Raw genomic sequence first — 24,875 nt, forward strand, 5'->3', positions numbered from 1 at the left:
GAGATGGGGCCATGCCCCTGTGGGGGAGTTGCCGACGGCCGGGTCCATGGTGACGAGCCAGAAGGTCGCGGGGGCCGATGCCGGTCCAGCTACCGGTCCTCACCGCTGCGATCGGTCGCGGGGAAAGAGTCTTGCGCGGCCGACCAACCGAGTGCTTGACTAGTTTCACAAGCCGCTAGAGAGTGAGGCGTCGTGTACGCCCGCATGGTCCTCCGAGATTACCGTCGCAACCGCGGGGTCACCCTGATCCTCGTTCTGCTGATGATGCTCGCAGTGGTGCTGGCGACCGCGAGCGCCGGGACCCTGGTCCGGCTGGTCGGAGCGTCGGACAGTCTGATGACCCAGGCCGATGCTCCCCACGTGGCGCAGCTGCATGCGGGCCTCCACGACCAGGAGCAGCTTGACGCCTGGGTGGCCGGCCGGGAAGAGGTGGCCGACCACCAGACCATGCTGCTGCTGGGCATCGGTGGGTCGGACCTGTTCTTCGACGGGGTGGCCCAGACCGACAACATCCAGCAGAACTCGCTGGTGGTGCCGAACCAGGAGCGGGACCTGCTGCTCGACCTGGACAACGAGCCGATCCTCGAGGTGGAGCCGGGCACTATCGTGCTGCCGGTCATCTACCAGGTGGAGGCGGGGCTGGATGTGGGAGACCCCGTGCGGATCACCGGTTCGGACGGCTTCGCCACCGAGCTGGTGATCGCCGGCTTCGCCCGCGACTCGATCATGAACCCTGCGGTGACCAGCTCCAAGCGGCTGGCGGTGTCACCGTCAGACCTGGAGGAGGTGCGTGCGCACACCGGGCAGGTGGAGCAGCTCATCGAATTCTGGCTGCACGACCCCGAAAGCCAGAGTGCGACCTTCCAGAAGGCCTACCAGGACTCGGGGATGCCGGCGGCGGGTCAGATGGTGGACGCCGCAGCGTTCCGCATGTTCACCATGGTCGGTGACGGGATGGTGGCTGCTGTCATCATCCTCGTGGCTGCGCTGCTGCTGGTCGTGGGGATGCTGTGCCTGCGGTTCTCGTTCCTGACCGCGGCCGAACAGGACTACCGCGAGATCGGGGTCCTGAAGGCCATCGGTGCCCCCGGGCGCGGCATCAAACGGATCTACCTGACCAAGTACGCGCTCCTGGCGGGGGTCGCCACGGTGCTGGGCCTGCCCGTCGGGTTGGTGCTGACGCCTGTGCTCACCCGCAACATCACCCGCTACATGGGCTCGGTCCCCAGCGTCTGGAACTGGGTGGTCCCCGTATTGGCCGCACTGGCGGTGCTGACCCTGCTCGTGCTGTTCGTGGTCCTGCTGCTGCGCCGCTTCGACAAGATCAGCGCCGTGGCCGCGCTCAGCGCGGGGTCCGCCGGCGGGCGGTCCAGGTCGAGTATGCGGCTGCACCGCTCGAGGATGCCGGTGCAGCTCCGCCTCGGTGTGATGGACGTCGTGAGCCGCGCGCCGACCTACCTGCTGCTCTTCCTCGTCTTCGCCGTGAGCACCTTCATCATCATCGTGCCTATCAGTTCGGCCGCGACGGCCAGTGCCCCCGGTTTCGTCAACTACATGGGTACCGGCCAGGTCGACATGCGCATTGAGCTGCGGCAGGCGGACCCCGCCTCGGCGGAGCAGTTCGCACGGATCGTCGAGCGGCTGGAGTCCGACCCCGAGGTGAGCGCCGTCGCCCCGATGGTCACCACCCGCAACGACACCATCGACAAGGACGGGAACACAGCGAGCCTCTACGTGGAGAACGGGAACCACACCCTGCTCCCGCTGACGTATGCCGAGGGTCGGGCACCGGTCGACGGCACCGAGATCGCGCTGTCACTGCTCGCGATGAACCAGACCGGGCGCCAGGTCGGTGACACCCTCCCGGTCCAGGTAGGAACCCAGGAACGGGAGCTGGCGGTCGTCGGGAGTTACCAGGACATCACCAACGGGGGGACGACGTCGAAGTCCGTGCTGCCCACCGGTGAGGGCGAGGTCATGTGGTACATGGCCGGTGTCGAGCTGGTGCCAGGCACCGATGCCGGTGACAAGGCCGCCGCCTTCGCCGACGAGTTCGCCCCGGCCACGGTCGCGGACATCGAGCAATGGCGGATCCAGACCCTGGGCCCGATCGCCGAGCAGATCACCATCACCGCGCTCGTCTCCGCCGCCGTGGCGCTGGCCCTGGCCGCTCTGATGACCGCCCTGTTCGTGCGGATGCTCCTGGCCCGCGACGCCGGCCAGATCGCCGTGCAGCGCGCGGTCGGTGCCGACGACGCCGGTCTGCGGCGGCAGTACCTCACCCGGATGCTGCTGGTGCTCCTGATCGGCGTCGTCGTCGGGACCGTGGCGGCCACCACCCTGGGCCAGGGGATGTTCAACCTCATGTTCGAGTTCGTCTACGGCGGCATCGAGTCGCTCGGACAGGGCACCAGCCGCATCGACTTCATGGTCAACCCCCTCCTCACCTACCTGGCCCTGCCCGCCGCCCTGCTCGCGACCGTGGCCCTCACCACCAGCGCCAGCTCCCGCTCCATCTCCGAGGCCAGCATCTCCACCCTCACCACCGAATAGGCGACCGCGATGAACACCGACACCCCCCTCCTGCAGGCGACCGGACTGACCAGGTCCTTCTCCGGACGGACCGTGCTGCACAGCGTGGACCTGCAGGTCCGCGCCGGCGAGTACCTGTCCGTGATGGGACCCTCGGGGTCGGGCAAGTCCACCCTGCTCTACACCATCAGTGGCATGGACACCATGAGCGCCGGCACCGTCACCTTCTCCGGTCAGGACCTGGCCTCGATGAAGCAGAAGGACCTGGCCCGCCTGCGGTTGACCAGCATGGGGTTCATCTTCCAGCACGTCCACCTGCTGAAGAATCTGTGCCTGCTCGACAACATCATCCTGCCGGCCTACCTTGCCGGACTTGCACCACGCACCGAGCTCAACGACCGCGCACTGGCGCTCATGCACCGGACCGGTGTCGCGGACCTGGCCGACCGCGACGTCTCGCAGGCCTCCGGCGGACAGCTGCAGCGCATCGGCATCTGCCGCGCCCTGATCAACTCCCCCACCATCCTGTTCGGCGACGAACCCACCGGCGCGCTCGACTCCGCGGCAGCCACCGAGATCATGGACATCCTCACCGAGCTCAACGACGACGGCATGACCCTCATGATCGTGACCCACGACCCCCGGGTCGCCGCCCGCACCGAGCGCGTCCTGTCCATGGTCGACGGCCGGATCATCGGTGACCGACGGCAGGGGCGGTACGACGGCACCCACCTCGACCAGCGGCAGACCGACCTGAGCCAATGGCTGATGGCTGGCGAACCGGTCCGCGCCCGATGAGACAGATCTTGACAACCGACAGGGCGTCCGCGGGAAGAGCTGTGAGGGTCGCGGCCAGACCTGGGGCACTGTTCGCCGGGGTGGGGAGGTCATGACCGTCCGAGTGTCTCGGTTCTGGCTGAGGGTGCTGACCGCGGTCGCCGCCGCGCTGCTGTTGATGGTGCCAGCGCCGACATCTGTCGCCGTGTCGCAGGGAGGGGTGCGTGACACTGCGGATGAGGTTGCGCGCTCGATCGAGCGCGCTGAGGACGTCCTGGGCGAACAGCTGGAGGAGGTCGGCATCCCCGGAGGTGCTGTGGCGGTTGTCTCTGGTGGACGGGTGCACGCTCGGGGTGTGGGTGATGCCGGTGCGGGTCGTGCGGCGACTGGGGCCACCCCGTTCGTGATCGGGTCGGCGAGCAAGTCGTTCACCGCGTTGGCGGTTCTGCAGCTGGTCGACTCTGGTGAGGTCGAGCTCGACGCGCCGGTTCGTGAGTATGTGCCAGAGTTCGAGCTGGCGCCGGGGGAGCCCGTCGACGAGATCACGGTGCGTCACTTGCTGCAGCAGACCAGCGGTCTGGACGACCTGACGGGCGGGCCGTTGCTGGCGTCTGCCGCGGACGGGACGCCGGAGGAGGCGGTCGCCGAAGTGTCCGGGGCGGTGCTGGTGTCATCGCCGGGGGAGCGGTGGGCGTACGCCAACGTCAACTTCGTGCTTGCCGGGCTTGTGGTCGAGCGGGTTTCCGGTCTGACCTATGGGGACTACGTCCAACTGCGAATCTTCGACCCGCTGGAGATGACTCACAGCCACGTCGCCTCCGCGCCGGCGGCGGCCGACGGGTTGAGCAGCGGGCACCGATTCTGGTTCGGACTGCCGGTGGCGACCGACCCCACCCAGCGGCAGGCGACCCTGGCGGCCGGTTATCTCATCTCGTCGGCCAAGGACCTCGGCCGGTACCTTGCGATGTACCTCGCCGGTGGGCTCGCTGCGGACGGCACCCGGATCGTGTCCGCCGAGGCACTGGAGACCATGCTCGCGCCGGCCATGGACGCCCACCTCGGCCCGTGGGCCGACGGGCAGGCCTCGCAGTACGCGATGGGTTGGTTCCGTGGCGGCCCGTGGGGAGACGACGTGGTCTTCCACCCCGGGAACACCCCGGACACTTCGACTCTGCTGCTCTTCTCACCGGCCGAGGACGTCGCGGTCGCGACCGTGGTCAACGCCTCCAACGAGAGCCCCGTGCCCGGGAACCCGTTCATCTCCGACCGTGTGACGCGCAACGTCGCCCACGCCGCCCTGGGCCAGCCTGTCCTGGAGCTGCCGTCCTTTCAGCGCTTCTACCTGTTGTTCGACCTCGCGGTGCTCATTCCCCTCGGTCTCGCCCTGTGGGGGCTGCTGCGAGCCTCCCGGGCCGTGGGCACCTCCAGCCGTGAACGACGCCGGGTATGGCGGGGAGTCGGGGTCGCGACCAGGACGGTGACGGCTGCGGCCCTGGTGCTCCTACTGATGACCCTCGGCTGGGCCAGCGCGTGGACCTGGGCCCCCGACCTCGCTCTCGTGGTTGCTGCCCTGGCGGTCATCCTCTTCCTCACGGCCGTGCTGCGGCTCCTCCCACTCCTCCGACGCCGTGATGACGCGCACGCAGCGGCCGGACCGGCTTCACGGGATCGACTGCCTGCCCGCCAAGGACCTCGCTCATGACGATGGCGTGCGATCACGCTCCTGGCGGCGAGTTCCAGACGTGGGGCGAAGAGCCGACAAGACTCCGCTACGAGCACGAGAACGACCCCGCGCGCCAGGCAGGTCGGCGAGATGAGCACGTCCCGGCGTCCAGCGTGTCAGTCGACGATCACCTCCCGAGGTGGACGGCGAAGGCTGTACGGCGCCCTGGAACCGTGTCCGAACCGGACCAGGAGCTGTGGCTCCTCAGTGATGTGAAGGAGGGCCCTGAGTTCGTCGCGCAGCGCAGGCACCTCGATTGGCTGGTTCAGGAACGCCGAGCGGATGTCGAGGAGCTCGGCCTGCAGGGCGAACCGCTCGTAAGCGCGACCGGTCTCGACCCATGCCTCCTTGGTGTCGGTGGAGGCGAGGAATATCGCCACCCCTGCGGAGGACGCCAGCCGGGCGCTGTCAGCCTTGGCTTGCGCGGCCGCGTTGATCAGCACAGGAGCCATGGTCTTGCCGATCGCCGTGGGCAGCGGTGGTTGCCGGTTCACCCGGCCCGTCAGACCATCACGTTGCCTCAGGGCCGCCGCTGGGTTGAACCTGAGCCAGCTGAGCAGCTCTTCGCGGAAGGCCCCGTCAGTCAGTTGCGCAAGGTTTCCCCGCTCGACCAGTTCAGACACGGCGGAGATCTCGGCTGTCTCGGTGAGAATCAGGCAACGCACCTCTCGACCGGTGCCGGCTCCCATAAGGAGGGCGATATGCTCGGGAATGACCGGAGTCCCGTCATACATCCCCCTGTTGCATTGGCGGGTGACCAACGCCCTCGACAGCTCCGTCGCCGGTACACCAGGCGCCGCATCTATCGAAACCACCACCGCGTCGGCTACGTCGTCGTAGTTCACCGTCGCGGCATAGCCCTGGAGCGAAGCGGCATGTACCAGGTTTTCTGCGGCACAGCCCAGGCTTCGGTACAGGTGTGCGTCTGCTGGATCCACCACTGGGCATCGGCGGGTGCGGTCGGGTTGGATCGAGATGAATTGCTCACCGACGCGGAAACGCCATGGTTGAGTGTTATGGCTGGAGGCGGCGAGCGTGGCCAGGCGGACCAGCTCCAGATTGTCACGGTTTCCAACGCGACCAGGTTGCCGCGACATGGCCGCGACGCGATCATAGGTAACGGACTTGAACATCGCGGCCCACCCTTCGCCGTAAACGTGACCGAGCCTGCGGTTCCATCCTGCCTAGACCGGTGGGAGCGTCGCAAGGGCGGACAAGCTGGGCTCAGCCACGAGCTTGTTGACACCGCGCGATGGGCGGGCGGCCTCCGATGCCGCTGTGTCGGCGCTGGACTCTTCTATGTCTGTCAAGCAACGTCCGTGAGTCCTTTAGCCCGCCGTCCGGCAACGTAGGTGCGCGTCTGGGGGCCGTGGGCCATGAGAGTAACGGTGGCCATGTGAAGTGCGCGATTGAGTCTTCGGTCGCCTCCGCGATTCAGCCTATGGCGAGTGGTGTTGCCTGATGGCGCAGGGATGGCAACCGCCGCGGTCACCGGGCCTGTACCAGCCTGGTCCAGCAGTGCAGCGACCTTGCTGCAATGAGAGGCAAGGGTTCTCGCAGAGGGTCTCCAGCGGATGAACCAGAGAACCCTGCCACTGCTAGTTCGCAGAACTAGGAGGAGTAGGAGGAGCGTCTAGGCATGACCAGGTCAGAATTTCTCGGCATCTGAATCACTCAGGGAGCGTTGGCTCTGGGAGCCCTCATCGCGCAAGTCATCGTGGTTCCACGCATCGCCGCGGGCCTCGCCGAGGAGTACCCGCAGGTGGCACACCTGGAATCCCCTTGCTTGGCTGCCGTGACGGTTGCAATCGTGGGATTCGAGGTTGCACTGCTGGCGGGCTGGATGCTGGTCACGGGAGCCGTGGCGCAAGAACGCTTCGGCGGGTCGAGTGCGGTGGTGGGCGAACGGCATGACGGCGTCGCTGGGCATTGCGTTCCCTTCCCACGACGGTCCACGAACCTGTCTCGTGAGCAGTATGAGCTTCACCGCCATCTGGGGTGTGTAGCGCACCCCGCAGATATCCGTCGGGGACCGAATCGTCATGGACCCCATGCAATGGCGATCGCTACGGACCGGAGACCGTATAGGACAGGGATCCGTCGAGACCGTCTTTCCTCCAGCGGGGGCGACATCCAGCGATGCGAACAGACCACCGTTTACCGCTGTGATGATGCGCCAGACCGATGTGGCCGCCGGCAGATTGAGCAGACTAGGGTGAGGCCATGTCTGCACCTCAATCCGGTTCGTGGCAACGCCTGAGGGCGATGTCGGTCCATGCCTATACCGCGCTGGGTGTGGTCCTTGCGCTGCTGATGGTGCACATGTCCTATGCCGGTGAAGTCGAGGTCGTGCTGTGGCTCTTCCTCGCCGCAATGATCATCGACGGCTCTGACGGTTTTCTGGCACGCCGATTCCGCGTCAAGGAGGTGGTGCCGGGCTTCGACGGTGCGCTGCTGGACAACATCATCGACTACATCACCTACGCCTTTGCACCGATGGTGCTTCTGTGGAGCGCAGGCTATCTGCCGGGCGGCTGGCTCGGCGGCGTTGTGGCCTCCGTGCCTCTGCTCGCGTCCTGCTATCAGTTCTGCCGCAGCGACGCGAAGACCGACGACCACTTCTTCGTAGGGTTCCCCAGCTACTGGAACATTGCGGCGTTCTACCTCATCGTGCTCGGCGCCAGCACTGCCGCGACCACCACCGCGCTGCTTGTCCTGACAGTGCTCGTCTTCGTTCCGATCAAATACGTCTACCCCTCCCGAACCGAGACCGCGTGGTGGTTGACCATGACGCTCACCATGCTGTGGCTGGGCCTGTACGCGCTGATTCTTGTGCAGTACCCCTCACCGAGCCTGTGGCTGATCGCCTTGTCCGGCGGCTACATGCTCTACTACGCAGCCCTGAGCCTGCGCCTGACGCTGAATCGACGAAATCAGATCGGGGGCGCGGCGGACTCAGCCAGTGCGGCGGACAGCTCCTCAGCTGTGGGTGGCAATGTGGCTGTTCGGCACTGCACGCACTGTGCTGCAGAACTCTGATCAATCGGGGGCGTACCGCGGCACTTGCATGAACTGGTAGACGTAGGCCGGGCGTTCCATCGTCGGGCTGCTGACATCCTGGCCTACTTCGAGAGGCCGGGGACTTCCAACCGGCCCACAGTCATCAACGGCAGGCTCGAGTACCTGCGGGCACGGGCTCTGCGGATCCGGAATCTCGCCCGACGCATCACCAGATCGCTGCTGGATACTGAACGATTCAGGCCGTTGCTACACCCTGACCTGAGCTGGGATCGGCCGTCCTGCTGCACGGAGGGTTCTGGAAGGCACATGTAGACCGTCAGCACGCCAGTCACATGGCACACGCTCTGGCCGCCGACGGCTGGAAGGTGATCTCAGCGGAGGACCCGCGCGTACCGGGGCAGCCAGATCAGACGCATGACGCAGTAGAGCATGCACTGAGTGAGCTGATGAACCTCCACATCGCGGATGCCCCCAGGTGGCACTGGCTCCGATAACGTCACTTCGTCGAGCCGAAGAACTCCGTCTGGGCGAAGGAGCCGTCCAGAGTTTCTTGGGCGGCCCAGCGTGGTTGAGGCCCGATTTGGACCAGAGCACCCACTGGCCAGTGGTCCAGGACGTGATTCGGCGGGCCGGAACTCCCGATATGAGGATCCTCGACACCGTGACGTGACCTGACAAGCCTTCGACGCAATACCCAACCTGCCACAGATAGTGCTCGGAAGGCGTCTTGTGCACCGGTAGCCAGCTAAGGTACACCGGTGATTCCAACGTTTTAGGAGAGCAGATGATGACCGTCGCAGAACAGGTCGGCGCCTACCTGGCGCGCCTCGGTGTCGGCCACGCCTTCGGTGTAGTTGGCAGTGGCAATTTCGTCGTCACCAACGCTTTGCGTGACGCGGGGGTTCCGTTCACCGCTTCCAGGCATGAGGGCGGTGCAGCGACGATGGCGGATGCTTATTCGCGAATGAGCGGACAGGTCAGCGTCTTGAGCCTCCATCAGGGGTGCGGCCTGACCAATGCCGGCACCGGAATCAGTGAGGCCGCCAAGTCACGCACTCCCATGATCGTGCTGGCAGCTGAGACCGCCGCTGCCCAGGTCCATTCCAATTTCGCAATGGACCAGCGGGACTTCGCTCGCGCTCTGCTCGCAGAACCCGACCGGGTCCATTCAGCAGAATCTGCTCTCACCGACACCCTGCGGGCCTATCGGACAGCCGTGAGGGACCGTCGCACGGTGGTCTTGAACCTGCCCCTGGATGTCCAGGCATCCGAGGCGATCGGAGAGATTCCCCACCTCACCGTTGAGCCACGACCCGAGACCGCGCCTTCCGAGGGGGACCTCGAGAAACTCATCGAGGCGATATCTCACAGCGAGCGGCCGGTATTCGTGGCAGGGCGCGGCGGACGCGGCGCGAAGAGGGACATCGCAGCGCTGGCCCAGGCGACTGGAGCCCTGCTGGCCACCAGTGCCGTGGCGAAAGGGCTGTTCCATGGGGACGACTTCGACCTCGGCATCTCTGGCGGCTTCTCCTCGCCCTTGACCGCAGAGTTGATCAGTGATGCCGACCTGATAGTAGCGTTCGGCTGCGCGCTCAACATGTGGACGATGCGCCATGGGAAGCTCATCGGTCGTGACACCGTGGTTGCTCAGATTGACGTGGAAGACTCCGCACTCGGTGCACAGCGTCCTGTCGACATACCGGTCCTTGGGAGTGCTGCCGGCGTCGCCCAGGCACTGTTGGGAACGTTCGATGGTCGGGAGAGGACCCGCTACCGCACCACTGAAGTGCGACAACGCATTGCGACTCTCTCGCGTTGGGATCAGACGCCGACCGAGGTCTTGGGCACTCCAGGACAGAGTGTCGATCCGCGCGAGCTCTCCAAGGAGATCAATCGGATTCTTCCTGCTGAGCGCATCGTCAGCATCGACTCCGGCAACTTCATGGGTTACCCAAGCCAATATTTCGACGTCCCCGACGAGTTCGGTTTCTGCTTCACGCAGGCTTTCCAATCGATCGGGCTGGGCTTATACACCGCTATTGGTTCAGCACTGGCGCAACCTCACCGGATGCCAGTTCTGGGAACAGGTGACGGTGGGTTCCTTATGGCCGTCCAGGAATTGGAAACTGCCGTGCGCCTGCAACTGCCACTGGTGGTGGTGGTCTACAACGATGCTGCCTACTCAGCTGAGGTACACCACTTCGGAGAAGACCAGGACCTGACAACGGTGACTTTTCCAGACACAGACATTGCTGCCATTGCGCGAGGATTCGGCGCCACAGGTATCACCGTACGCTCCACAGAAGACCTCGAACCCCTGCGTGAATGGGTTTCGTCTGACCCCAATTGTCCGGTGGTAATCGACGCGAAAATCGCAGACGATGGAGGTTCCTGGTGGCTGGCAGAAGCTTTCAAGGGGCACTGAAGCTCCGATACACTCACCGCAGATCAACTCTCGAGAATAAGGTATAGCCAAGTGACTGCAGTCAATGCTCTGATCGCCGGTTTGTTCGACAAATCCGTCAGCATCGTCGATCTCACAAATCCGCTGTCCGCCTCAACTCCTACCTTGAAGCTGCCTGAACCCTTCGTCAACCTGATCGACTTCAGCTTGGACAAGGTCGCTGAGTACGACGCACAGGGGCCGTTCTGGAAACACCACAACATTCACACTGGTGAACACGTCGGCACCCATATCGATGCCCCGGTTCACTGGGTGTCAGGACGAGGAGGTCACGATGTATCCTCTATCCCGCCTGAACGGTTGATCGGCCCTGCCGCGGTGCTGGACGTCAGGGCGCAGGTCGAAGATGACCCGGACTTCCTGCTCCAGATCAATGATATTCGTGTCTGGGAGACAGAGAATGGGCCGTTGCCACATAACGGTTGGCTGCTCCTGCGCACCGGGTGGGACCGATTCTCTCAAGATCAGGAGTCGTTCCTCAACGCCGACGACACCGGCTCACACACTCCTGGGATCTCGGCAGAGGCGGCCCTTTGGATCGCAGAGGAGACTTCGCTCTCCGGCATCGGAGTAGAAACGGTCGGAATCGATGCCGGTCGCGGTGCGGAACTGGACCCGCCATTTCCTGTCCACTATCACTTGCTGGGCAATGACAAGTATGGAATCACCTCGCTGCAGAACTTGGACAAACTTCCAACCGTAGGAGCGATGCTGGTGGTAGCTCCTTTGCCCATCGTGGACGGGACAGCGAGCCCGTCACGGGTCTACGCGCTCATCTGATCACCGTCTAGTGGTTCAAGGTCGGCGCGACTAGCCGAATGCGCAGGTGTGGCCAGACGACGTCTACAAAGGACCGTCCAGGCGATGATCTCGCCGCGCCACCGACAGTGCTCCCGAAGTCAATGAGGCTCACTTCAAGGGCAATAGGTACGCCCCGTTCGACGAGGCAGACCGGACTTGGTGCACCGAGCTGGTATCAAGCATTCCGCGCAAGTCGGACGGTTCCTACTGCACGCGCCAGGCTGCCGCCGTCCACCCGTCCTTCCCCATGGTGGCAGTCCCAAGATTCTGAATTCTGAGGTTCAGGAGAACACCTATGGGCATCCCGCTGCGGAGATCATCCGCACGTTGGAGGGCCTCGGTGCCGCGGTCTACCGCACTGATCTCCACGGCACAGTGGTCTTCACCTTGGATGCAGACGGCTTGGAGGCGACCGCTGTTCCTTGATTCGAGCGACATCGGATGGGCTTGGGAAGCATTCGGATCTGCGGCGGGAACCTTCGCGGCGTCAGATTCGGCCGGTCTCGTGGGCCCACATGGCGACCTCGACGCGGTTTCGGGCGCCGATTTTTCGCATGAGGCTGGCGAGGTGGGCTTTGACGGTGCTTGGGGTGATGTAAAGCTCGCTGGCGATCTCGTTGTTGGTGTGACCTTGGGCTACAGGCACGAGGACCTCCTCCTCGCGGGCGGTGAGCGGTTCTATCGGCTGCCTCGGTGGTGAGGTCTGTGCGTGCGCGAATGCTGCGAGCAGTCGGACGGTCACGCTGGGAGCGATCAGTGCGTCTCCGTCGGCGGCGGCGTGGATGGCCTGGGTCAGCAGGGCGGGTCCGGCGTCCTTGAGCAGGAACCCGCGGGCGCCGGCTTTGAGCGCCCCGTGGACATACTCGTCGAGGTCGAAGGTGGTGATGACCACGATCGGCAGGGGGTCGGTGACGTCGGGGCCGGCGAGGCGTCGAGTGGCTTCGATGCCGTCCATCAGCGGCATGCGGATGTCGAACAGGCCGACGTCGGGGCGCAGCTGGAGGGCCAGGCGGACTGCCTCGCGCCCGTCGGCGGCCGCGCCGACCACTTCGATGTCGGGTTGGGCGTCGAGCAGCATCGTCAGCCCGGTGCGCACGATCGGCTGGTCGTCGGCGATGAGGACCCTGATGCTCATCGTGGCGTCCCGGTTCGGGGCAGGACCACTTCTACCCGCCAGCCCCGCTCGGCGGCGGGGCCTGCGTGGAAGGTGCCGCCGAGCAGTGAAGCGCGTTCCCGCATGCCCACCAGGCCGTAGCCCGCTGGGGCGCGGCCGCCAGCGGCGGAGCCGTCGTCGTCGATGGTCAGCCGTACCTGGTCAGCGTTGCCTGAGACGGTGACGGTGACCTGGGTCGCGTGGCGGGCGTGCCGTCGAGCGTTGGTGATGGACTCCTGGGCCAGGCGGTAGATCGCGGCCCCGACCGCCGGGCTGAGGTCATCGAACTCGCCGGAGAGCGTCACCTTGACGCAGGGACGCGTCTGGCCAGCGGTGGCGAGCTGCTCGACCTCGGCCAGGCCTGGCTGCGGCGCGAACTCGGTGTCCTGTGAGGCGCGGAGCACGCCGACGATGGCGCGCAGCTCGGTGAGGGTGCGGGTCGCTGCGTCCTCGATGATGGCCAGGGCCTCGATGGCACGCTCGGGGTGGGAAGCCGCGATGGCACGCCCCGCTTGGGCCTGAATGGCGATCCCCGAGACGTGGTGGGCGACGGTGTCGTGGAGTTCACGAGCGAGCTGTTCGCGTTCGCGGCACTTGGCTTGGTCGATGTCGCGGATGTGGATCTTCGTGCGATAGCGGATCGCGGCGCCGAGCGCGGCGGCGAACAGGAAGAACGCATACCCTGCGACCGTCTCCGCCAGGCTCATCGGGTCGGCGACGTAGGTGATGGCCAGCCAGAGCAGGATGACGCCGAGGCCGCGCGCGGCTTCCCGGCCGGAGCCCCACCGGAACAGGGCGTAGGCCAGGATCAGCACCGCCGACATGCTGTTCAGCAGGCCACCTTGCGACCCGGTGAGGATTCTGACGATGTCGACGATCGTCAACGTGCCGAAGGAGATTGCAACCGCGACGAGCGGGTGCGTGCGTCGCCACAGCAGGGGGCCGAGGACCGCGAGCACCGCGAGCAGCAGCAGCGGGAGCGGCGCCAGGTCCTGGCGAAGCACGACTTCCACCAGGGACCAGCAGATCAGTACAGCGACCAAGGCCCAGTCCCGCGGCCCTCGGTCCGGGGCATTCGTGGGTCGAGGTTCGGCCCACAGCGAGCGGAGTGCGTTGGTGGCCATCTGATCAGCCTAGGCAGCCCGAGTGCTCGGTGCATCCGCCGAAAGTACAGGAGCTCGGCTGTACCAACGGCCAGGTCGAATCAGGCTCCGGGGCTGATGTGCCCGCCGCCGGCATCCGTGAAGGTGGAAACACCCACCCAATCTAACCAAGGAGCATCGTGATGAGAACGTCTCAATCCCACATCCCACGAGAGAATCCGCCGTCCCGGAGCAGGTTGGAAGATCTGCGCATGCCCGTGCAGGCCAAACTCGCAGCAGCATGGACGAGCTTCATGTTCCTCTACATCTACGTCGACTACCTCGCCCTGTACAAGCCCGGCGTCGTCGATGACATCCTGGCCGGCATCGTCTACGAGTTCGACATCGGCCCAACCTTTGTCGCAATTTCGCTCACGCTCATGGCGATCCCGATCCTCATGATCCTGGTTTCGACGACACTGCCTGCCCGTCTCAGCCGCACCATCAACCTCGTCGTGGCAGCGCTCTACATCCCCGTCTCGATCGTCAACGCAGCAGGGGAGTCCTGGACCTACTTCTACTTCTACGGCCTCTCCATCGGACTCGAGGTGCTGCTCCTGGTCTTCATCCTGCGTTCCGCCTGGACCTGGCCCCGCCGCACCGCATCACCGGCAACCCTGGCGGCCAGCCTCGACAGCGAGCCGCTCCGCACACCCCGGCAGGCATGACTGCCCGCACCGCGCACGAGCTCACTAGGCGCTGCGGCGAGACCGCCGCCGTGCACTCCTTCACCTTCACGATCGCGCCCGGGACCGGCCTGGCCGGGGTAGCGACGACGCACGTCGGAGGGTTCTCCCTCGGCCCTCCAAGCCCAGCACGGGGATGCCCACGCCGATAGTCAGACGGCTGCCGAAGGGAATCCATGCTGGAGACCATCCCCCCGGTGATTTTCTGGGCGGTCCTGCCCCGGGCTGGGGTCGCAGCCATGCGCTCAGGTCGCGGCAGGCTAGGTCCAGGTCCCTTTCGGTCACTGCGCAATCCAGTGAAGGAGCGGTCAGGCGCCCCCGAGCCCATTGAGCAGGAACCAGAAGATGAGTACGCCGACCATGCCCGCGAGCAAGCCCCATCCGGCACCGATGAGCGCCCGTACAGCAGTGAAGGCGCCGGTCGGCGCCAGGGCTGGTAGGGCAAGGCCACACGCCGCACCGATAACTGCCATGACACCCGCCTGCACTGGGAGAATCCAGTTCTCAGTCCCCGGACCGTCCAGGAACGCTGCCGTCACCGGGAGACTCAAGGCCCCCGCGCCGAGCAGAATGGCGACACCGATGACGCGTTGGAACGTCTTGGACATGACGTGCCTCCGAATGAAGAAGGAACTTACGAGCGTCACGCCGTTGACGCCTAGGTGGCACCAACACTACCGTGCAGGCAGCGGCATCTCAGTGCATCACGCCCGGCCTCGGCCATTTCAGCACCCGCCGCGGTCTTTCTTGATCGAGGACAGCGACCCTTCCGTGGAAAGGTCCCAGGAGAGTCCTGACTGGTTCTCAAGGTGAGGCGGTGAGGGCGCGGCCGCTGCCCCCGAGTTCTCTGGCGAGCAGCTGGACACGCCGGTCGACGTCGTCTCGGACCAGGCGCATGCGCTCCGGCCTGGTGGGAACGTGGATGGGCCCGAACGCTGCGGGTGACCTATGACCTCACGGGCGACGCTGCCTACGCTTTCCTGGGCCCCGAGCTGGAAGTGGCCGGTGTGGCTCGAACCGTTCCCGTGGACGGCGATGACGACCCGTGAACGGTGAACCTCGATGCAGTCAGGGTTGGTCCGATCATCGGCATAGAAATGCCTGATACGAGCAAGAGGCTGCCCATCGAGCTACTCGGGAACCTGACCTGATGCGGCATGACCGCGAGTTTCAAGGCTGCCCGGTCCATGCGACGAGGTGCTTGACCTGACCCGCCGTGATGGGTGGCCAGGGGGTAGGTAGTCGGGTTTCAGCACGTCGGTTTCGGGGCTCATCACAATGCATGGTGTGTACCTCGACGACGAGCAGGGCTCGCATCTTCACGACCTGGTGTCGCCGACCGCTGGCCCTCGGGAGGACCCGTGCAGAATCAGCGCCACGCCGCTGAGCAGTGACACCGCGGCGGTGAGGACGAGCAGGGCACCCAGGCCCAGGCCAGGGATCACCGCACCAGCCACAGCCGGTGCTGCGACAGAGCTGAGGGCTCCTACGACCAGGCAGGCCGTGAACGCCGCGCCGGCGCGCTCGGGCACCAGCTCGGCGGTCCAAACTGCGAGCACCGCCGATCCTGTCATGTACCCCACGCCGAAGATGCACGCCGAGACCGCCGTTGCGATCAGGGAGTCGCTGGCCAACCCCAGCAACGCCAGCGCCACACCGACCGTTGCCAGGCACAACGCGGCGACCCGCACGCTGCCGATCCGCCGCGCGAAGGTCCCGGTGGCCACGCCCACCATGCCGCAGAAGCCGATGGCGGCGTAGAGCGCCGGGACGGCTGCCGCCGGAAGGGTGCCGTGCTCGAGGACGTCGGAGGCGTAGGTGAAGTAAATGACGATGACCGCGAAGTAGACCACGGAGTAGGCGCCCGGGACGCGCAGCGCCCGGACCAGCGAGGAGGCACCGCCGCGTGCGACCGGGCGCGAATCCGGCCTGGTTTTCGGCACCAGGCTGAGGTTCACGAGTGCGGCGGCCACCGCAGCCAGAGCGATGCCGACCCAGACCAGGCGCCAGGAGCCCAGCAGTGCCAGGGCGGCGAGCCCGCCCAGCAGTACGAGTCCGCCGCTGGTGCCGGTCGTGATGATCGCCAGCGCTCTGGGCTGCTGCCGCAAGGGCACCGAACGGGTCACGATGTCGGAGTAGGGCGCCCAGACCCAACCGCCGGCACTGCCAGCCAGGACGACACCGACGGCGAGCAGCCAAGGCGACGGCGCGAGTGTCACGATCACCGCCCCCAGAACGCCGCAGACCCCGCCCACGGTCGTCGGGGCACGCGACCCGTGCCGCGCGGCGAGCCGTCCCGCGAGCAGCAGGCCCGCCAGGTAGCCCGCGAAGGTTGCGCTGGCGATGAGGCCGAGCACCAGCTCGGAGAGCCCCAGGTCCTCCCGGATGCTGGGCAGCGTCAGGCCGTAGGCGTAGCGGGCCATGCCGAAGGCGACCCCGACCACCGCCGCACCGGCCAGACCGATCCGGCCACCCGCGGAGAGCGTCATGAATTACTCCTTATCCTGTGACATGCACAGGCGTCGTTGCCGGCCTCAGCGGGATCGGCATCAAGATGCGCTCAGCCCGACTGCCAATCGGTGGGCTGCGGCGCGAGAACTGACGGAGCCGCTTGTACCCTCGGCCCGAGCGTGGGGCCACATCGATGGCCCATCAGAGCCCGGGGCTGCAGCGCACGAGTCCGGCGGTGGTCGCGATCAGCTGCCATGTCGCGGAGCACCTGAGTTCGCATCGCACCTCTCCCCGAGAACCACTAGAACGGTCGTAATGTTACACCACAACGCCCGTTCTGAACCGGTGGTCCCTACACTGGTGTGATGACCACGGCCCAGCGAATCCCTGCGCGCACCCGGTTGCTGGAGGCGGCCGATCGCGTGCTGTTCGAGCGCGGCATCCGGGACACGCCTGTCGATGAGCTGCTGCGTCAAGCGGAGGTCTCGGCGGCCACCTTGTACACGCACTTCGGAAGTAAGGATGCCTTGGTTGCCGAGGCGCTGAGGGTTCGACTGGCGGACTGGCGGGCGGTCTGGGACCAGTACATCGTTGCGGCCGACAATGACCTGGATCGGTTGCTCGCGGTCTTCGACGCCCTCGCCTCCTACCGGGGGGACCGGCGTCATCCGTCACGGTGGTGCGCCTTCCTGGCCGCGGCCAGCGAGCTCCCCGAGGCCGCGGAGGAGATCAGCGACGTGCTGGCCGGGGACACCGCCCTGCTCGCCGACCGACTCCTGCACCTGTCTCGTCCGCTTGCCGGGGGACATGCTCAGGACCTGGCCGATGAAGTGCTCCTGGCCTACAGCGGGGCCCTGGCCGGATTCCTCCGCGGCTCCCCCCGGTCACCGATTGATGTCGGCCGCCGTCTGGCCCACGCAGCAGCTCGAGCCCACAGCCGCGACTGAGGCTCTCAGCTGCGGCCTGCGGCACCGGGCAGTCCCGGGAGACAGGACGGCCGTCCACGGAGGTGAACCAGCTCATCACAGGTGAGGATGCAGTCGGGAGCCGCGCGTCGGACGAGCTCTGCCTGGAGGCCGTTGGGCAGCGTATCGAACCTGACCATGCGGTACTGGCCTGCCGGATCGTGGATCCGGATCAGTGGTGCCGTCGCTGCGGAAGTGAGGGGACACCCCGGAAGACGGTGGTGCGGCGGTTGGCGCACGAGCCACTGGGCTGGCGTCCCATGAGGTTGGAGATCGGCTCTTAGAGTCTTTCTGAAAGCATCCGGAGTCTATTTCGGTCCGCAACTATAGCGGTCCATCACCTCGCACGAGTAGGGTTCGCAAGCGGCGCTCATCGGGCAATTACACCCTCCCGAAAGAAGAGTCATGAGCAGCGGGATGATGGTCGGCAAGACCGCGCTGGTCACAGGCGCAACGGCTGGAATCGTCAAGGCGACCGCAGTGGGTCGGGCCAGAATGGGTGCGCATCTCGCGATCACCGGACGGGACCACGGGCGCACCGAGAGTCCGGCGTGCGAGATCCGGGTGGCAGGTAGGGAAACGGTCGATACCTTGCTCGCGGATCTGTCTTCGCAGCGAGAAGTGCGGTGCTTGGCTGAGGAAGTACTCCAGAGCCCTTCTCGGAATGATGTGCTGATCAACTATGTCGGCGGTTATCGGGACACTCGGGATGTCACCGTTGACGGGTTCGCGCACACCACAGGGCCTATCGGCTTCAACGGCCTGCAGTGCGAACGGTCCTACTCCGGATCGCGGGCCTACAGTCAATCCAAGCTCGCTGATTTCCTGTTCACCTATGAGTCTGCCAGGAAGCTGCAAGGCACGTTGGTCACTGCCAACGCACTGCATCCTGGCGTGGCGAGCACGTCCGCCACATCGATCTATGTGGCTTCGGTTCCCGATCTTGAGCAGGTCACGAGCCGCTTCTTCGCCCACCGCAAACCCAAGAGATCATCACAGCTCAGCTACGACGAAGCCACCGCCGATCAACTAGGGAGGGTGAGTGCCAATTTCGTCGGATTGCCACAGTGATTGCCCCAGTATCAGCGTTAGGAAAACATCATGTCATCTCAAAAAGACCACGCCACGACGGGCGGCGCACCACACGGTTCGCACAGGGAAGAGGTCTTGATGCAAGCCATCGTGCAGAACGGGTACGGCTCCACCAACGTCTTCAACCTCGCGAAGATCCCCCGCCCCAAGATCGCCGAGAATGAAGTGCTTGTGCGCGTCCGCGCAGCGGGCCTCGACCGCGGAACCTGGCACATGATGGCTGGCCGACCTTATCTGCTGCGGGTCATCGGCTTCGGCTTCCGCAGACCGAAGAACTCGGTGCCGGGAATCGATGTCGCCGGAACGGTCGCCGAAGTCGGTTCCGCTGTGACCAAGTTCGCCGTTGGAGAGCCGGTGTACGGGATGTCCCGAGGCTCCTTCGCCGAGTACGCTCCGGTTTTAGAGACCAAGTTGGCCGACAAACCGGCGAACCTCACCTTCGAGCAGGCCGCGGTCGTCCCCATCTCCGCCGGTACCGCCCTCCAGGCGCTGTGTGACTCAGGCCATGTGGAGCAGGGGCAGAAGGTGCTGGTACTCGGTGCCTCCGGCGGTGTCGGCAGTTTTGCCGTGCAATTGGCCAAGGCACTCGGCGCGGAGGTGACAGGCGTCTGCAGCCCCGGAAAGCAGGGCTTCGTGCGATCCCTCGGCGCCGACCACGTCATCGACTACACACGGGACGACTTCGCCGACGGTTCACACCGCTACGACCTGATCCTCGACATCGGAGGCAATCCCACTCTCGCCCGGTTGCGGCGCGCCCTGGCTCCTACGGGGACAGCCGTCGTCGTCGGCGGTGAGGAAGGCGGTGACTGGACCGGTGGGTTGGGGAGAAGTCTGCGGGCGCCGCTGCTGTCCCGGTTCGTGAGCCAGCGACTCACGATGCTCGCCTCCAAGGAACGCGGAAGCGACCTGGAACGGCTTTCCGGACACTTCCAGAGTGGGACGGTCACGCCGAGTCTGGACCGGACCTTTTCGCTGGCGGAGGTTCCAGAGGCGATACGGTACCTTGCAGCCGGAGACGTGCGCGGCAAGGTCGCGATTACCGTTTCCACCGCAGAAGGACGCTCATGATCACTTCCGGCACAGAACAGAAGCGAGCGATATCGGCAACTACGAATCATGATCGGGTCTCTCGCACAGCTGGGGCAGGTGCAGTTGCGCGCCGCGAGAGCGGCGCCGCTGTTCATGATTGCTTCGTAATCCACTGGGGTTCTCCCAACAGCCACTTCTGCCTGCGAACTCAGAAAAGTGCAGGGCAGTCGGTGGGCGGGTCATGATCGGCATCCACGTGAGAAAACAAGCACTCAGAACCGTTGACGGCGCTGGGGCGTCCTGTGTCTATTGACGATCCATGCTCCGCCGCGACCAGTCCTCGGGTGACAACATCACTCATCCTGCCGGAGAAACGGTCTCCTTAGAAGCTAGCGGGGGAGCCGTCATCGACGTGACCAGTGACCGCCACCGGAATCGACTTCTGACTCGGGGCATCGCACCTTGGGCCCTCGACCAACAAGGTGCTGCTGGCCGTCGAGTCTATGGGGTCTCCGGCATCGCTTATGGGCCGAAGCGACTCCCGCTGCGCCGCTCTGAGCTGAGCGAGGCACGTCGTGCGTCAGATCGCGTTTGGTGTCGATAGTGCCGGGCCTGATGCGGTTGACACGTCCAGGCTCCGGGCGCCGCGGATGAGCAGGTAGCCAACAAACCAGAATTCGCCCAGGACCGCGGGGATCGTCAGAGCGTCAGCAGCGGCGCCGACGTCGGGCAGGAGAAGTGTCACGAACGCGCTGAGGATGTACCCGACGCCGCCGACGATCAGGAGCCAGCCCAGGGGTCGGGGCATCCACCCCGAGTGCAGCACCAGCAGGCCCATCGGGATGAGCCAGAGACCGAAGAAGATCGCCGCCGCGCCCCACAGGTTCGCGCTGATGGCGTAGGCGAACTGGACTGTTGCCTCGGCATCGCCTCCCGGTGCCAAGCTGGGGTCGCCAGCGACAGTCTGCGCCGTCGCCAGCATCGCCGCGCTCGTGAGGATCGCAACGGCGTTCACGAGTCCGAAGGCCAGGACGGCTCCCGCTGCGACAACGTCGACGGAGCGGAAGAGCCGGAACAGCCACAGCGCGACGAGAGCCTGGCTGAGGGCGATCCCGAGCTCCAGCGCGATGCCGACGCGAGCCAGGGAGTCGTTGGTGATCAGCTGGCTGAGGGTCGCAACGGGGTCGGTGACGTCGTACAGGTGCGGGCGGATCAAGAGGAATCCGCACACACCGATGAGGACGAAGATCAAGTACAGGGCGCCGGTGGCGCGGGCGACGCGGCGGTCGGGCGCAGGCGCGGTACGACGGTCCAACATGACAGCTCCCTCTCGAATCTTACAGGGTAAGGTTACCTTATCGTGTAAGGTTGGTGCGGTGCAAGGGAATACAGAGGACAAGATCGGAACGCCAGAGACGACAGCGCGGCGCGCGCGTGGCGGCCTAGACCGTGGTGTGATTCTCAACGCAGCGGTGGCCCTGGCGGACGCCGAGGGCCTGTCGGCCGTGACCATGCGCCGAGTCGCCAGTTCGCTCGGCGTAGAGGCGATGTCGTTGTACCACCATGTCCCCAGCAAGGCCGCCCTGCTCGAGGGGATCGTGGAGGCAGTCTTGGCCGAGGCCGAGGCCGAGGCCGAGGCCGAGGCCGAGGGCGAGGGCGAGCTCGGCAGGCTGGAGGGGACCGGTCCAGACGAGTGGCGGTTCCTGGTGCGTGAACGCTGCCTGGTCTCGCGCGAGGTCATGATGCGACATCCGTGGGCCCCGAGCCTGATGGTTTCGGGTTTGAGCGTTCCGTTAGGCGCCCTCGCCCGATACGAGGCCGTTCTGGCAGTGTTCGTCGGGGGTGGCCTCAGTTATCACTTGGCCCACCGCGCCCTGCATGCGCTGGGAAGCATGATCCTCGGTTTCGTGCAGGAGCCTTTCAGCCCTTCAGCGGGCCAGGCCGACGGTGCGGACAACCCTGGGCAGTCGGACAGTTTCGCGACGCTGATGCCCCACCTCGCGGCGATGGTGGAGGCAGAGGTCCATACGTCGCACGACCCGACCCTGGGCTGGTGCGATAGTCAGGCGGAGTTCGAATTCACACTCGACCTGCTGCTGGACGGGCTGGCTCGGTTAAACGCTGCCGAACAGCATGCAGAGACTTTGAGTGAGACAGCACCATGAGGTCGTCGGCGTATGGCATGGACCGCGTGTGCAACCGGCAGTTCAACGAGCACCGCCCTTCTCGCCTGCCTGTCCATAACCGCTGTGCTGACGAGGACAAGACGAGCTGAACCCTGATGTGCACCCGCCGCTCCAGCACTTCGGCCCGAATCCTGGTCAACCCGTTAGTCGCAGCCTCACATCCATTTCGTGCCGTTACGCCTTGATGCTCATTGCCGCTACAGCCTGCTGCAGGTTCAGCTAGCCTCGTACACGGACCTGCCGCATGTCGCCCTCGAAACCGGTGCCTCCGTCGCTGGATGGACCGCGGCGGGCTCCACTAACTCGGTGAGGGGCGCTCCGGCTCCAGCATGCTTCCAAGCTGCTGCATGACAGCCAGGTTGTCATACAGGTCCCACAGCTCAGCCAGTTTGCCGTCCTTGAAGTGATAGAGGGTGATGCCCTGGATCACCACCTCCCTGCCAGTGGGAGGACCGTACTCATCCGTGACTCCCTTGTGCGTGCCGCGAACCGTGTAGCGGCTGACCACCTTGTCCCCTTCGGCGACGACGTCCTCGATCGTCACACTCGTGTCCGGAAAGGCAGCGAGGTACGTCGTGAGGTACTGCTTGAAGTCTTCGGCACCGCGGACGTCTCCGTCGGGTTCGTGGGCGACCACGTCATCCAGGACGAGCTCCCCGATCGAGTCCACACAGCCCTTGCCGTAGACCTCGTCCCACGCACGACGCAACAGGGCCACGTTCGCTTCTGTAGACATCGGTTGCCTCCATCGTCTCTGTGCTCAATCCCTCGATCTGGCGTGCAGAAAGATGCCTCGTGGCGCTTGACGCAGACCCGCAGAACAGCCACGGCGATTTTGCCTATCCGTCACGGCCGCAGCGCGTGCGGTGCCTTTGAGCCCCCGAATTAATCGACGCCTTCCGGCCAGCGTCCTGACTCCTGACTCCTGAAGAATGGCCATGTATTGCCTAGCGCTCATGCGACTCTGCGCAGCACCAATGTGTGCCCTCGGCGGCGGGAAAAGTGACCTGGATGGTCCTGGTCCGACCAGGTTCCCTGCTCATGTACACCGTGAGGTCTGTCATTGGGCTAAGCGGGACTTCATGCTGCGCTCCTTCGCTGGCCCTTCCAGGTATGACACGACTCAGACGCGCATGTCTAGTTGTACTGATCTGACAGGTTAACCAATCTGGTGATGGGAGCCTTGTTCCTGCAAGCGGTGTGAGGCCGGCGATGATTATATTCGTGAAGCCATCCCGCCAAAGCGTCACGGTGCTGTGTCTCACTGGCGTAACAGCGGGCGTAACTGACCGATCTCGACTCCGACTGTCACCGAGATGCTTCCAGCAGGACCTGGGCGCGAGAGGATCGACGCGTGGTTCGACCACGGCGATGACGCTGGCGGTGACCACATGTGCGACGCGCAACTCTTTCCCACCATGAGAACTACGCGCAAAGCCTTCGGCGCGTCATCTGGATGCACCGCGGAATGATGGCTGCCGTGGGCGGTCTCATGTTTGAGTCCACCGCCCTCGTTCTGGGACTCGTGGTTTGAGGCTGCGTATGGGAGTGGATACTCAGCCATCGCAGCGCCCCGCGCCGCCGAAACCGCACGCTAAGCAGCAAAGACTGACACGGTCCCGGCTGGCGAGAACCCGTGCCGAGGCTCGCCGTCTGACGCACGCTCCTGCCGCATCTCGCGCAGGTCCAACCCCGTGCGGGGGAGGTGGCCGGACTAGACTGCGGGTATGAGCCTCCTCGAGGTCAACGGTATCGAGCTGGAAGTCAGCGACGTGGGGTCAGGGGATCCGGTCGTGCTGGTGCAGACAGCGCTGACCAGTGACGAACTGGTGCCACTGGCCGAGCACCTCAGTGGCCTTGGGGCGTATCGAATCATCGTCTACCACCGGCGCGGTTACGCGGGCAGCCACCCGGTGAAAGGACCGGGGTCAATGGTCCGTGATGCCGCGGACTGCCGGAACCTCATCGACGCGCTGCAGCTGGGACAGGTCCACATCGTCGGCTACTCCTACAGCGGCGCCGTCGCGCTGCAGCTTGCCTACGACGCCACGGAGCACGTCCACACCCTGACCCTGATCGAACCCCCTCCGGTGCACGTGCCCAGCGCGGGTTCGTTCCGGTCGGCGAACGCCCGACTCCAGGAGGTCAGACGGGTGCGTGGGCCTGATGCGGCGCTTGGTGACTTCATGACCACGCTGATCGGGCCGGACTGGCGAACGGAGGTCGAGCAACGCCTTCCCGGGGCGGTCGCCCAGATGCACCGCGACGCCACGACGTTCTTCGACACTGACTTGCCGGCGTTGTTGTCCTGGCGCTTCGACGCCGAGGACGCCCGGCACATCGCCTGCCCGGTGCTGCACGTCGGCGGTCTCGAAAGCGGACCTTGGTTCGCTGAAGTGCGGGAGCTGATCCTCACGTGGTTCCCCCACGCCGAGGACGTCCTGCTCACCGGGGCCGATCACTCGCTGGCCTTGACGCACGCCCGCCAGATCGCTGGCGTGCTCGCGGACTTTCTCAACCGCCACACGACCCCGACCCGTCGTTGCTGAAGCGCATCGGGCATCGAGAACACGGGGAACTGCCGCGAGCCTCGTGCTTGGTTGGTGCCGTTGGGTCAGGGAGCGAGCAGCAACCTGTTGGTCGGTGTGACCGCTGGCGACGGCGACGACCAGGTCGTAGGCGTCGTCCGGTGTCTGGAGGTCGACGTTGTTCAGTCTGTAGAAGACGACGACCGCAAGCCACACCACTCGCTCGTTGCCATCGATTCTTCTGGGTCAGCGTGCACATGGGGACGTAATCGCAGTCCTGAGTCCGAGCAAAGGGTCCGCGCTGTGATCGGTGGCTGATCAG

General features: G+C 65.3%; 19 protein-coding genes and 4 pseudogenes. 14 read left to right on the forward strand and 9 right to left on the reverse strand.

Annotated elements, in window-relative coordinates:
* Positions 1 to 204 precede the first annotated feature (204 nt).
* The 3 genes from LTH96_RS04635 (at position 205) to LTH96_RS04645 (ending at position 5,011) form a co-directional block, all read left to right on the forward strand.
* On the forward strand, positions 205 to 2,553 hold the full coding sequence (locus LTH96_RS04635; protein WP_241464589.1) for an ABC transporter permease: 2,349 nt from the start codon (positions 205 to 207) through the stop codon (positions 2,551 to 2,553).
* Positions 2,554 to 2,562: 9 nt separating this feature from the next.
* A complete protein-coding gene (locus LTH96_RS04640) occupies positions 2,563 to 3,330 on the forward strand; it encodes an ABC transporter ATP-binding protein (protein WP_241464590.1) in 768 nt (255 codons plus the stop codon).
* 91 nt (positions 3,331 to 3,421) lie between these two features.
* Complete coding sequence (locus LTH96_RS04645) at positions 3,422 to 5,011, forward strand: serine hydrolase (protein ID WP_241464591.1); 1,590 nt, start codon at positions 3,422 to 3,424, stop codon at positions 5,009 to 5,011.
* Positions 5,012 to 5,148: 137 nt separating this feature from the next.
* Here the strand turns inward: LTH96_RS04645 and LTH96_RS04650 are convergent, their stop codons facing one another.
* Both LTH96_RS04650 and LTH96_RS04655 read right to left on the reverse strand, forming a co-directional pair.
* The gene (locus LTH96_RS04650) at positions 5,149 to 6,165 is read right to left on the reverse strand and encodes a hypothetical protein (protein WP_241464592.1); all 1,017 of its coding nucleotides are present in this window, start codon (positions 6,163 to 6,165) and stop codon (positions 5,149 to 5,151) included.
* A 185-nt stretch (positions 6,166 to 6,350) separates the two neighbouring features.
* Positions 6,351 to 6,566 (reverse strand): annotated as a pseudogene (locus tag LTH96_RS04655) (transposase); the annotation flags it as partial.
* A 689-nt stretch (positions 6,567 to 7,255) separates the two neighbouring features.
* On the opposite strand from LTH96_RS04655, the gene LTH96_RS04660 reads away from it, so the two are divergent.
* From LTH96_RS04660 to LTH96_RS04675, 4 genes and pseudogenes are all read left to right on the forward strand, one after another.
* A complete protein-coding gene (locus tag LTH96_RS04660) occupies positions 7,256 to 8,071 on the forward strand; it encodes a phosphatidylcholine/phosphatidylserine synthase (RefSeq protein ID WP_241464593.1) in 816 nt (271 codons plus the stop codon).
* Positions 8,072 to 8,080: 9 nt separating this feature from the next.
* Positions 8,081 to 8,365, forward strand: a pseudogene (locus tag LTH96_RS04665) (hypothetical protein); the annotation flags it as partial.
* 475 nt (positions 8,366 to 8,840) lie between these two features.
* Complete coding sequence (locus tag LTH96_RS04670) at positions 8,841 to 10,478, forward strand: thiamine pyrophosphate-binding protein (protein WP_241465080.1); 1,638 nt, start codon at positions 8,841 to 8,843, stop codon at positions 10,476 to 10,478.
* A 51-nt stretch (positions 10,479 to 10,529) separates the two neighbouring features.
* Complete coding sequence (locus tag LTH96_RS04675; RefSeq protein WP_241464594.1) at positions 10,530 to 11,297, forward strand: cyclase family protein; 768 nt, start codon at positions 10,530 to 10,532, stop codon at positions 11,295 to 11,297.
* 508 nt (positions 11,298 to 11,805) lie between these two features.
* On the opposite strand, the gene LTH96_RS04680 is transcribed toward LTH96_RS04675, so the two are convergent.
* Both LTH96_RS04680 and LTH96_RS04685 read right to left on the reverse strand, forming a co-directional pair.
* Complete coding sequence (locus LTH96_RS04680) at positions 11,806 to 12,453, reverse strand: response regulator transcription factor (protein ID WP_241464595.1); 648 nt, start codon at positions 12,451 to 12,453, stop codon at positions 11,806 to 11,808.
* Positions 12,450 to 13,595: a sensor histidine kinase gene (locus LTH96_RS04685; protein WP_241464596.1), complete on the reverse strand. Its 1,146-nt coding sequence runs from the start codon at positions 13,593 to 13,595 to the stop codon at positions 12,450 to 12,452. The genes LTH96_RS04680 and LTH96_RS04685 overlap by 4 nt, the downstream gene beginning before the upstream one ends.
* Positions 13,596 to 13,825: 230 nt before the next feature.
* Here LTH96_RS04685 and LTH96_RS04690 point away from each other — a divergent pair, with 230 nt between their 5' ends.
* Positions 13,826 to 14,281 (forward strand): DUF6326 family protein, encoded by a 456-nt coding sequence (locus LTH96_RS04690; protein WP_241464597.1) that lies wholly within the window; start codon positions 13,826 to 13,828, stop codon positions 14,279 to 14,281.
* Positions 14,282 to 14,607: 326 nt separating this feature from the next.
* Here the strand turns inward: LTH96_RS04690 and LTH96_RS04695 are convergent, their stop codons facing one another.
* Both LTH96_RS04695 and LTH96_RS04700 read right to left on the reverse strand, forming a co-directional pair.
* Entirely contained in the window at positions 14,608 to 14,907 is a 300-nt protein-coding gene (locus LTH96_RS04695; RefSeq protein WP_241464598.1) for a hypothetical protein, read from the reverse strand.
* Positions 14,908 to 15,618: 711 nt separating this feature from the next.
* Positions 15,619 to 16,788 (reverse strand): MFS transporter, encoded by a 1,170-nt coding sequence (locus LTH96_RS04700; RefSeq protein WP_241464599.1) that lies wholly within the window; start codon positions 16,786 to 16,788, stop codon positions 15,619 to 15,621.
* Between the two features lie 327 nt (positions 16,789 to 17,115).
* On the opposite strand from LTH96_RS04700, the gene LTH96_RS04705 reads away from it, so the two are divergent.
* The 4 genes and pseudogenes from LTH96_RS04705 to LTH96_RS04720 all read left to right on the forward strand — a co-directional run bounded on the left by LTH96_RS04705 (position 17,116) and on the right by LTH96_RS04720 (position 19,878).
* Positions 17,116 to 17,697 carry a TetR/AcrR family transcriptional regulator gene (locus tag LTH96_RS04705; protein WP_241464600.1) on the forward strand — a complete coding sequence of 194 codons (582 nt, stop codon included), beginning with the start codon at positions 17,116 to 17,118 and terminating at the stop codon, positions 17,695 to 17,697.
* Positions 17,698 to 17,759: 62 nt separating this feature from the next.
* Positions 17,760 to 17,990 (forward strand): annotated as a pseudogene (locus LTH96_RS04710) (hypothetical protein); the annotation flags it as partial.
* A gap of 130 nt (positions 17,991 to 18,120) precedes the next feature.
* Positions 18,121 to 18,786 carry an SDR family NAD(P)-dependent oxidoreductase gene (locus tag LTH96_RS04715; RefSeq protein ID WP_241464601.1) on the forward strand — a complete coding sequence of 222 codons (666 nt, stop codon included), beginning with the start codon at positions 18,121 to 18,123 and terminating at the stop codon, positions 18,784 to 18,786.
* Positions 18,787 to 18,816: 30 nt separating this feature from the next.
* Positions 18,817 to 19,878, forward strand: coding sequence for an NAD(P)-dependent alcohol dehydrogenase (locus LTH96_RS04720; RefSeq protein WP_241464602.1), 1,062 nt, complete (start codon positions 18,817 to 18,819; stop codon positions 19,876 to 19,878).
* Positions 19,879 to 20,419: 541 nt separating this feature from the next.
* On the opposite strand, the gene LTH96_RS04725 is transcribed toward LTH96_RS04720, so the two are convergent.
* Positions 20,420 to 21,157, reverse strand: a complete 738-nt coding sequence (locus LTH96_RS04725) for a DUF4386 domain-containing protein (RefSeq protein WP_241464603.1) — start codon at positions 21,155 to 21,157, stop codon at positions 20,420 to 20,422.
* Positions 21,158 to 21,293: 136 nt separating this feature from the next.
* Here LTH96_RS04725 and LTH96_RS04730 point away from each other — a divergent pair, with 136 nt between their 5' ends.
* A complete protein-coding gene (locus tag LTH96_RS04730) occupies positions 21,294 to 22,004 on the forward strand; it encodes a TetR/AcrR family transcriptional regulator (protein ID WP_241464604.1) in 711 nt (236 codons plus the stop codon).
* Between the two features lie 319 nt (positions 22,005 to 22,323).
* Here the strand turns inward: LTH96_RS04730 and LTH96_RS04735 are convergent, their stop codons facing one another.
* Positions 22,324 to 22,761, reverse strand: a complete 438-nt coding sequence (locus LTH96_RS04735) for an ester cyclase (RefSeq protein WP_241464605.1) — start codon at positions 22,759 to 22,761, stop codon at positions 22,324 to 22,326.
* Between the two features lie 401 nt (positions 22,762 to 23,162).
* Positions 23,163 to 23,309, reverse strand: a pseudogene (locus LTH96_RS04740) (integrase core domain-containing protein); the annotation flags it as partial.
* A gap of 443 nt (positions 23,310 to 23,752) precedes the next feature.
* On the opposite strand from LTH96_RS04740, the gene LTH96_RS04745 reads away from it, so the two are divergent.
* Entirely contained in the window at positions 23,753 to 24,574 is an 822-nt protein-coding gene (locus LTH96_RS04745; RefSeq protein ID WP_241464606.1) for an alpha/beta fold hydrolase, read from the forward strand.
* Positions 24,575 to 24,875 lie beyond the last annotated feature (301 nt).

Source organism: Nesterenkonia sp. LB17, from assembly GCF_022565915.1.
In the GTDB taxonomy this organism is placed as follows: domain Bacteria; phylum Actinomycetota; class Actinomycetes; order Actinomycetales; family Micrococcaceae; genus Nesterenkonia.

Excerpts from the sequence above, each read along its gene's own strand:
- LTH96_RS04745 (WP_241464606.1), top strand. The coding sequence starts at position 23,753 with ATGAGCCTCCTCGAGGTCAACGGTATCGAGCTGGAAGTCAGCGACGTG.
- LTH96_RS04635 (WP_241464589.1), top strand. The coding sequence starts at position 205 with ATGGTCCTCCGAGATTACCGTCGCAACCGCGGGGTCACCCTGATCCTC.
- LTH96_RS04680 (WP_241464595.1), bottom strand. The coding sequence starts at position 12,453 with ATGAGCATCAGGGTCCTCATCGCCGACGACCAGCCGATCGTGCGCACC.
- LTH96_RS04690 (WP_241464597.1), top strand. The coding sequence starts at position 13,826 with ATGCCCGTGCAGGCCAAACTCGCAGCAGCATGGACGAGCTTCATGTTC.
- LTH96_RS04650 (WP_241464592.1), bottom strand. The coding sequence starts at position 6,165 with ATGTTCAAGTCCGTTACCTATGATCGCGTCGCGGCCATGTCGCGGCAA.
- LTH96_RS04670 (WP_241465080.1), top strand. The coding sequence starts at position 8,841 with ATGACCGTCGCAGAACAGGTCGGCGCCTACCTGGCGCGCCTCGGTGTC.
- LTH96_RS04735 (WP_241464605.1), bottom strand. The coding sequence starts at position 22,761 with ATGTCTACAGAAGCGAACGTGGCCCTGTTGCGTCGTGCGTGGGACGAG.
- LTH96_RS04695 (WP_241464598.1), bottom strand. The coding sequence starts at position 14,907 with ATGTCCAAGACGTTCCAACGCGTCATCGGTGTCGCCATTCTGCTCGGC.
- LTH96_RS04685 (WP_241464596.1), bottom strand. The coding sequence starts at position 13,595 with ATGGCCACCAACGCACTCCGCTCGCTGTGGGCCGAACCTCGACCCACG.
- LTH96_RS04720 (WP_241464602.1), top strand. The coding sequence starts at position 18,817 with ATGTCATCTCAAAAAGACCACGCCACGACGGGCGGCGCACCACACGGT.
- LTH96_RS04715 (WP_241464601.1), top strand. The coding sequence starts at position 18,121 with ATGAGCAGCGGGATGATGGTCGGCAAGACCGCGCTGGTCACAGGCGCA.
- LTH96_RS04660 (WP_241464593.1), top strand. The coding sequence starts at position 7,256 with ATGTCTGCACCTCAATCCGGTTCGTGGCAACGCCTGAGGGCGATGTCG.
- LTH96_RS04705 (WP_241464600.1), top strand. The coding sequence starts at position 17,116 with ATGACCACGGCCCAGCGAATCCCTGCGCGCACCCGGTTGCTGGAGGCG.
- LTH96_RS04700 (WP_241464599.1), bottom strand. The coding sequence starts at position 16,788 with ATGACGCTCTCCGCGGGTGGCCGGATCGGTCTGGCCGGTGCGGCGGTG.
- LTH96_RS04725 (WP_241464603.1), bottom strand. The coding sequence starts at position 21,157 with ATGTTGGACCGTCGTACCGCGCCTGCGCCCGACCGCCGCGTCGCCCGC.
- LTH96_RS04640 (WP_241464590.1), top strand. The coding sequence starts at position 2,563 with ATGAACACCGACACCCCCCTCCTGCAGGCGACCGGACTGACCAGGTCC.
- LTH96_RS04645 (WP_241464591.1), top strand. The coding sequence starts at position 3,422 with ATGACCGTCCGAGTGTCTCGGTTCTGGCTGAGGGTGCTGACCGCGGTC.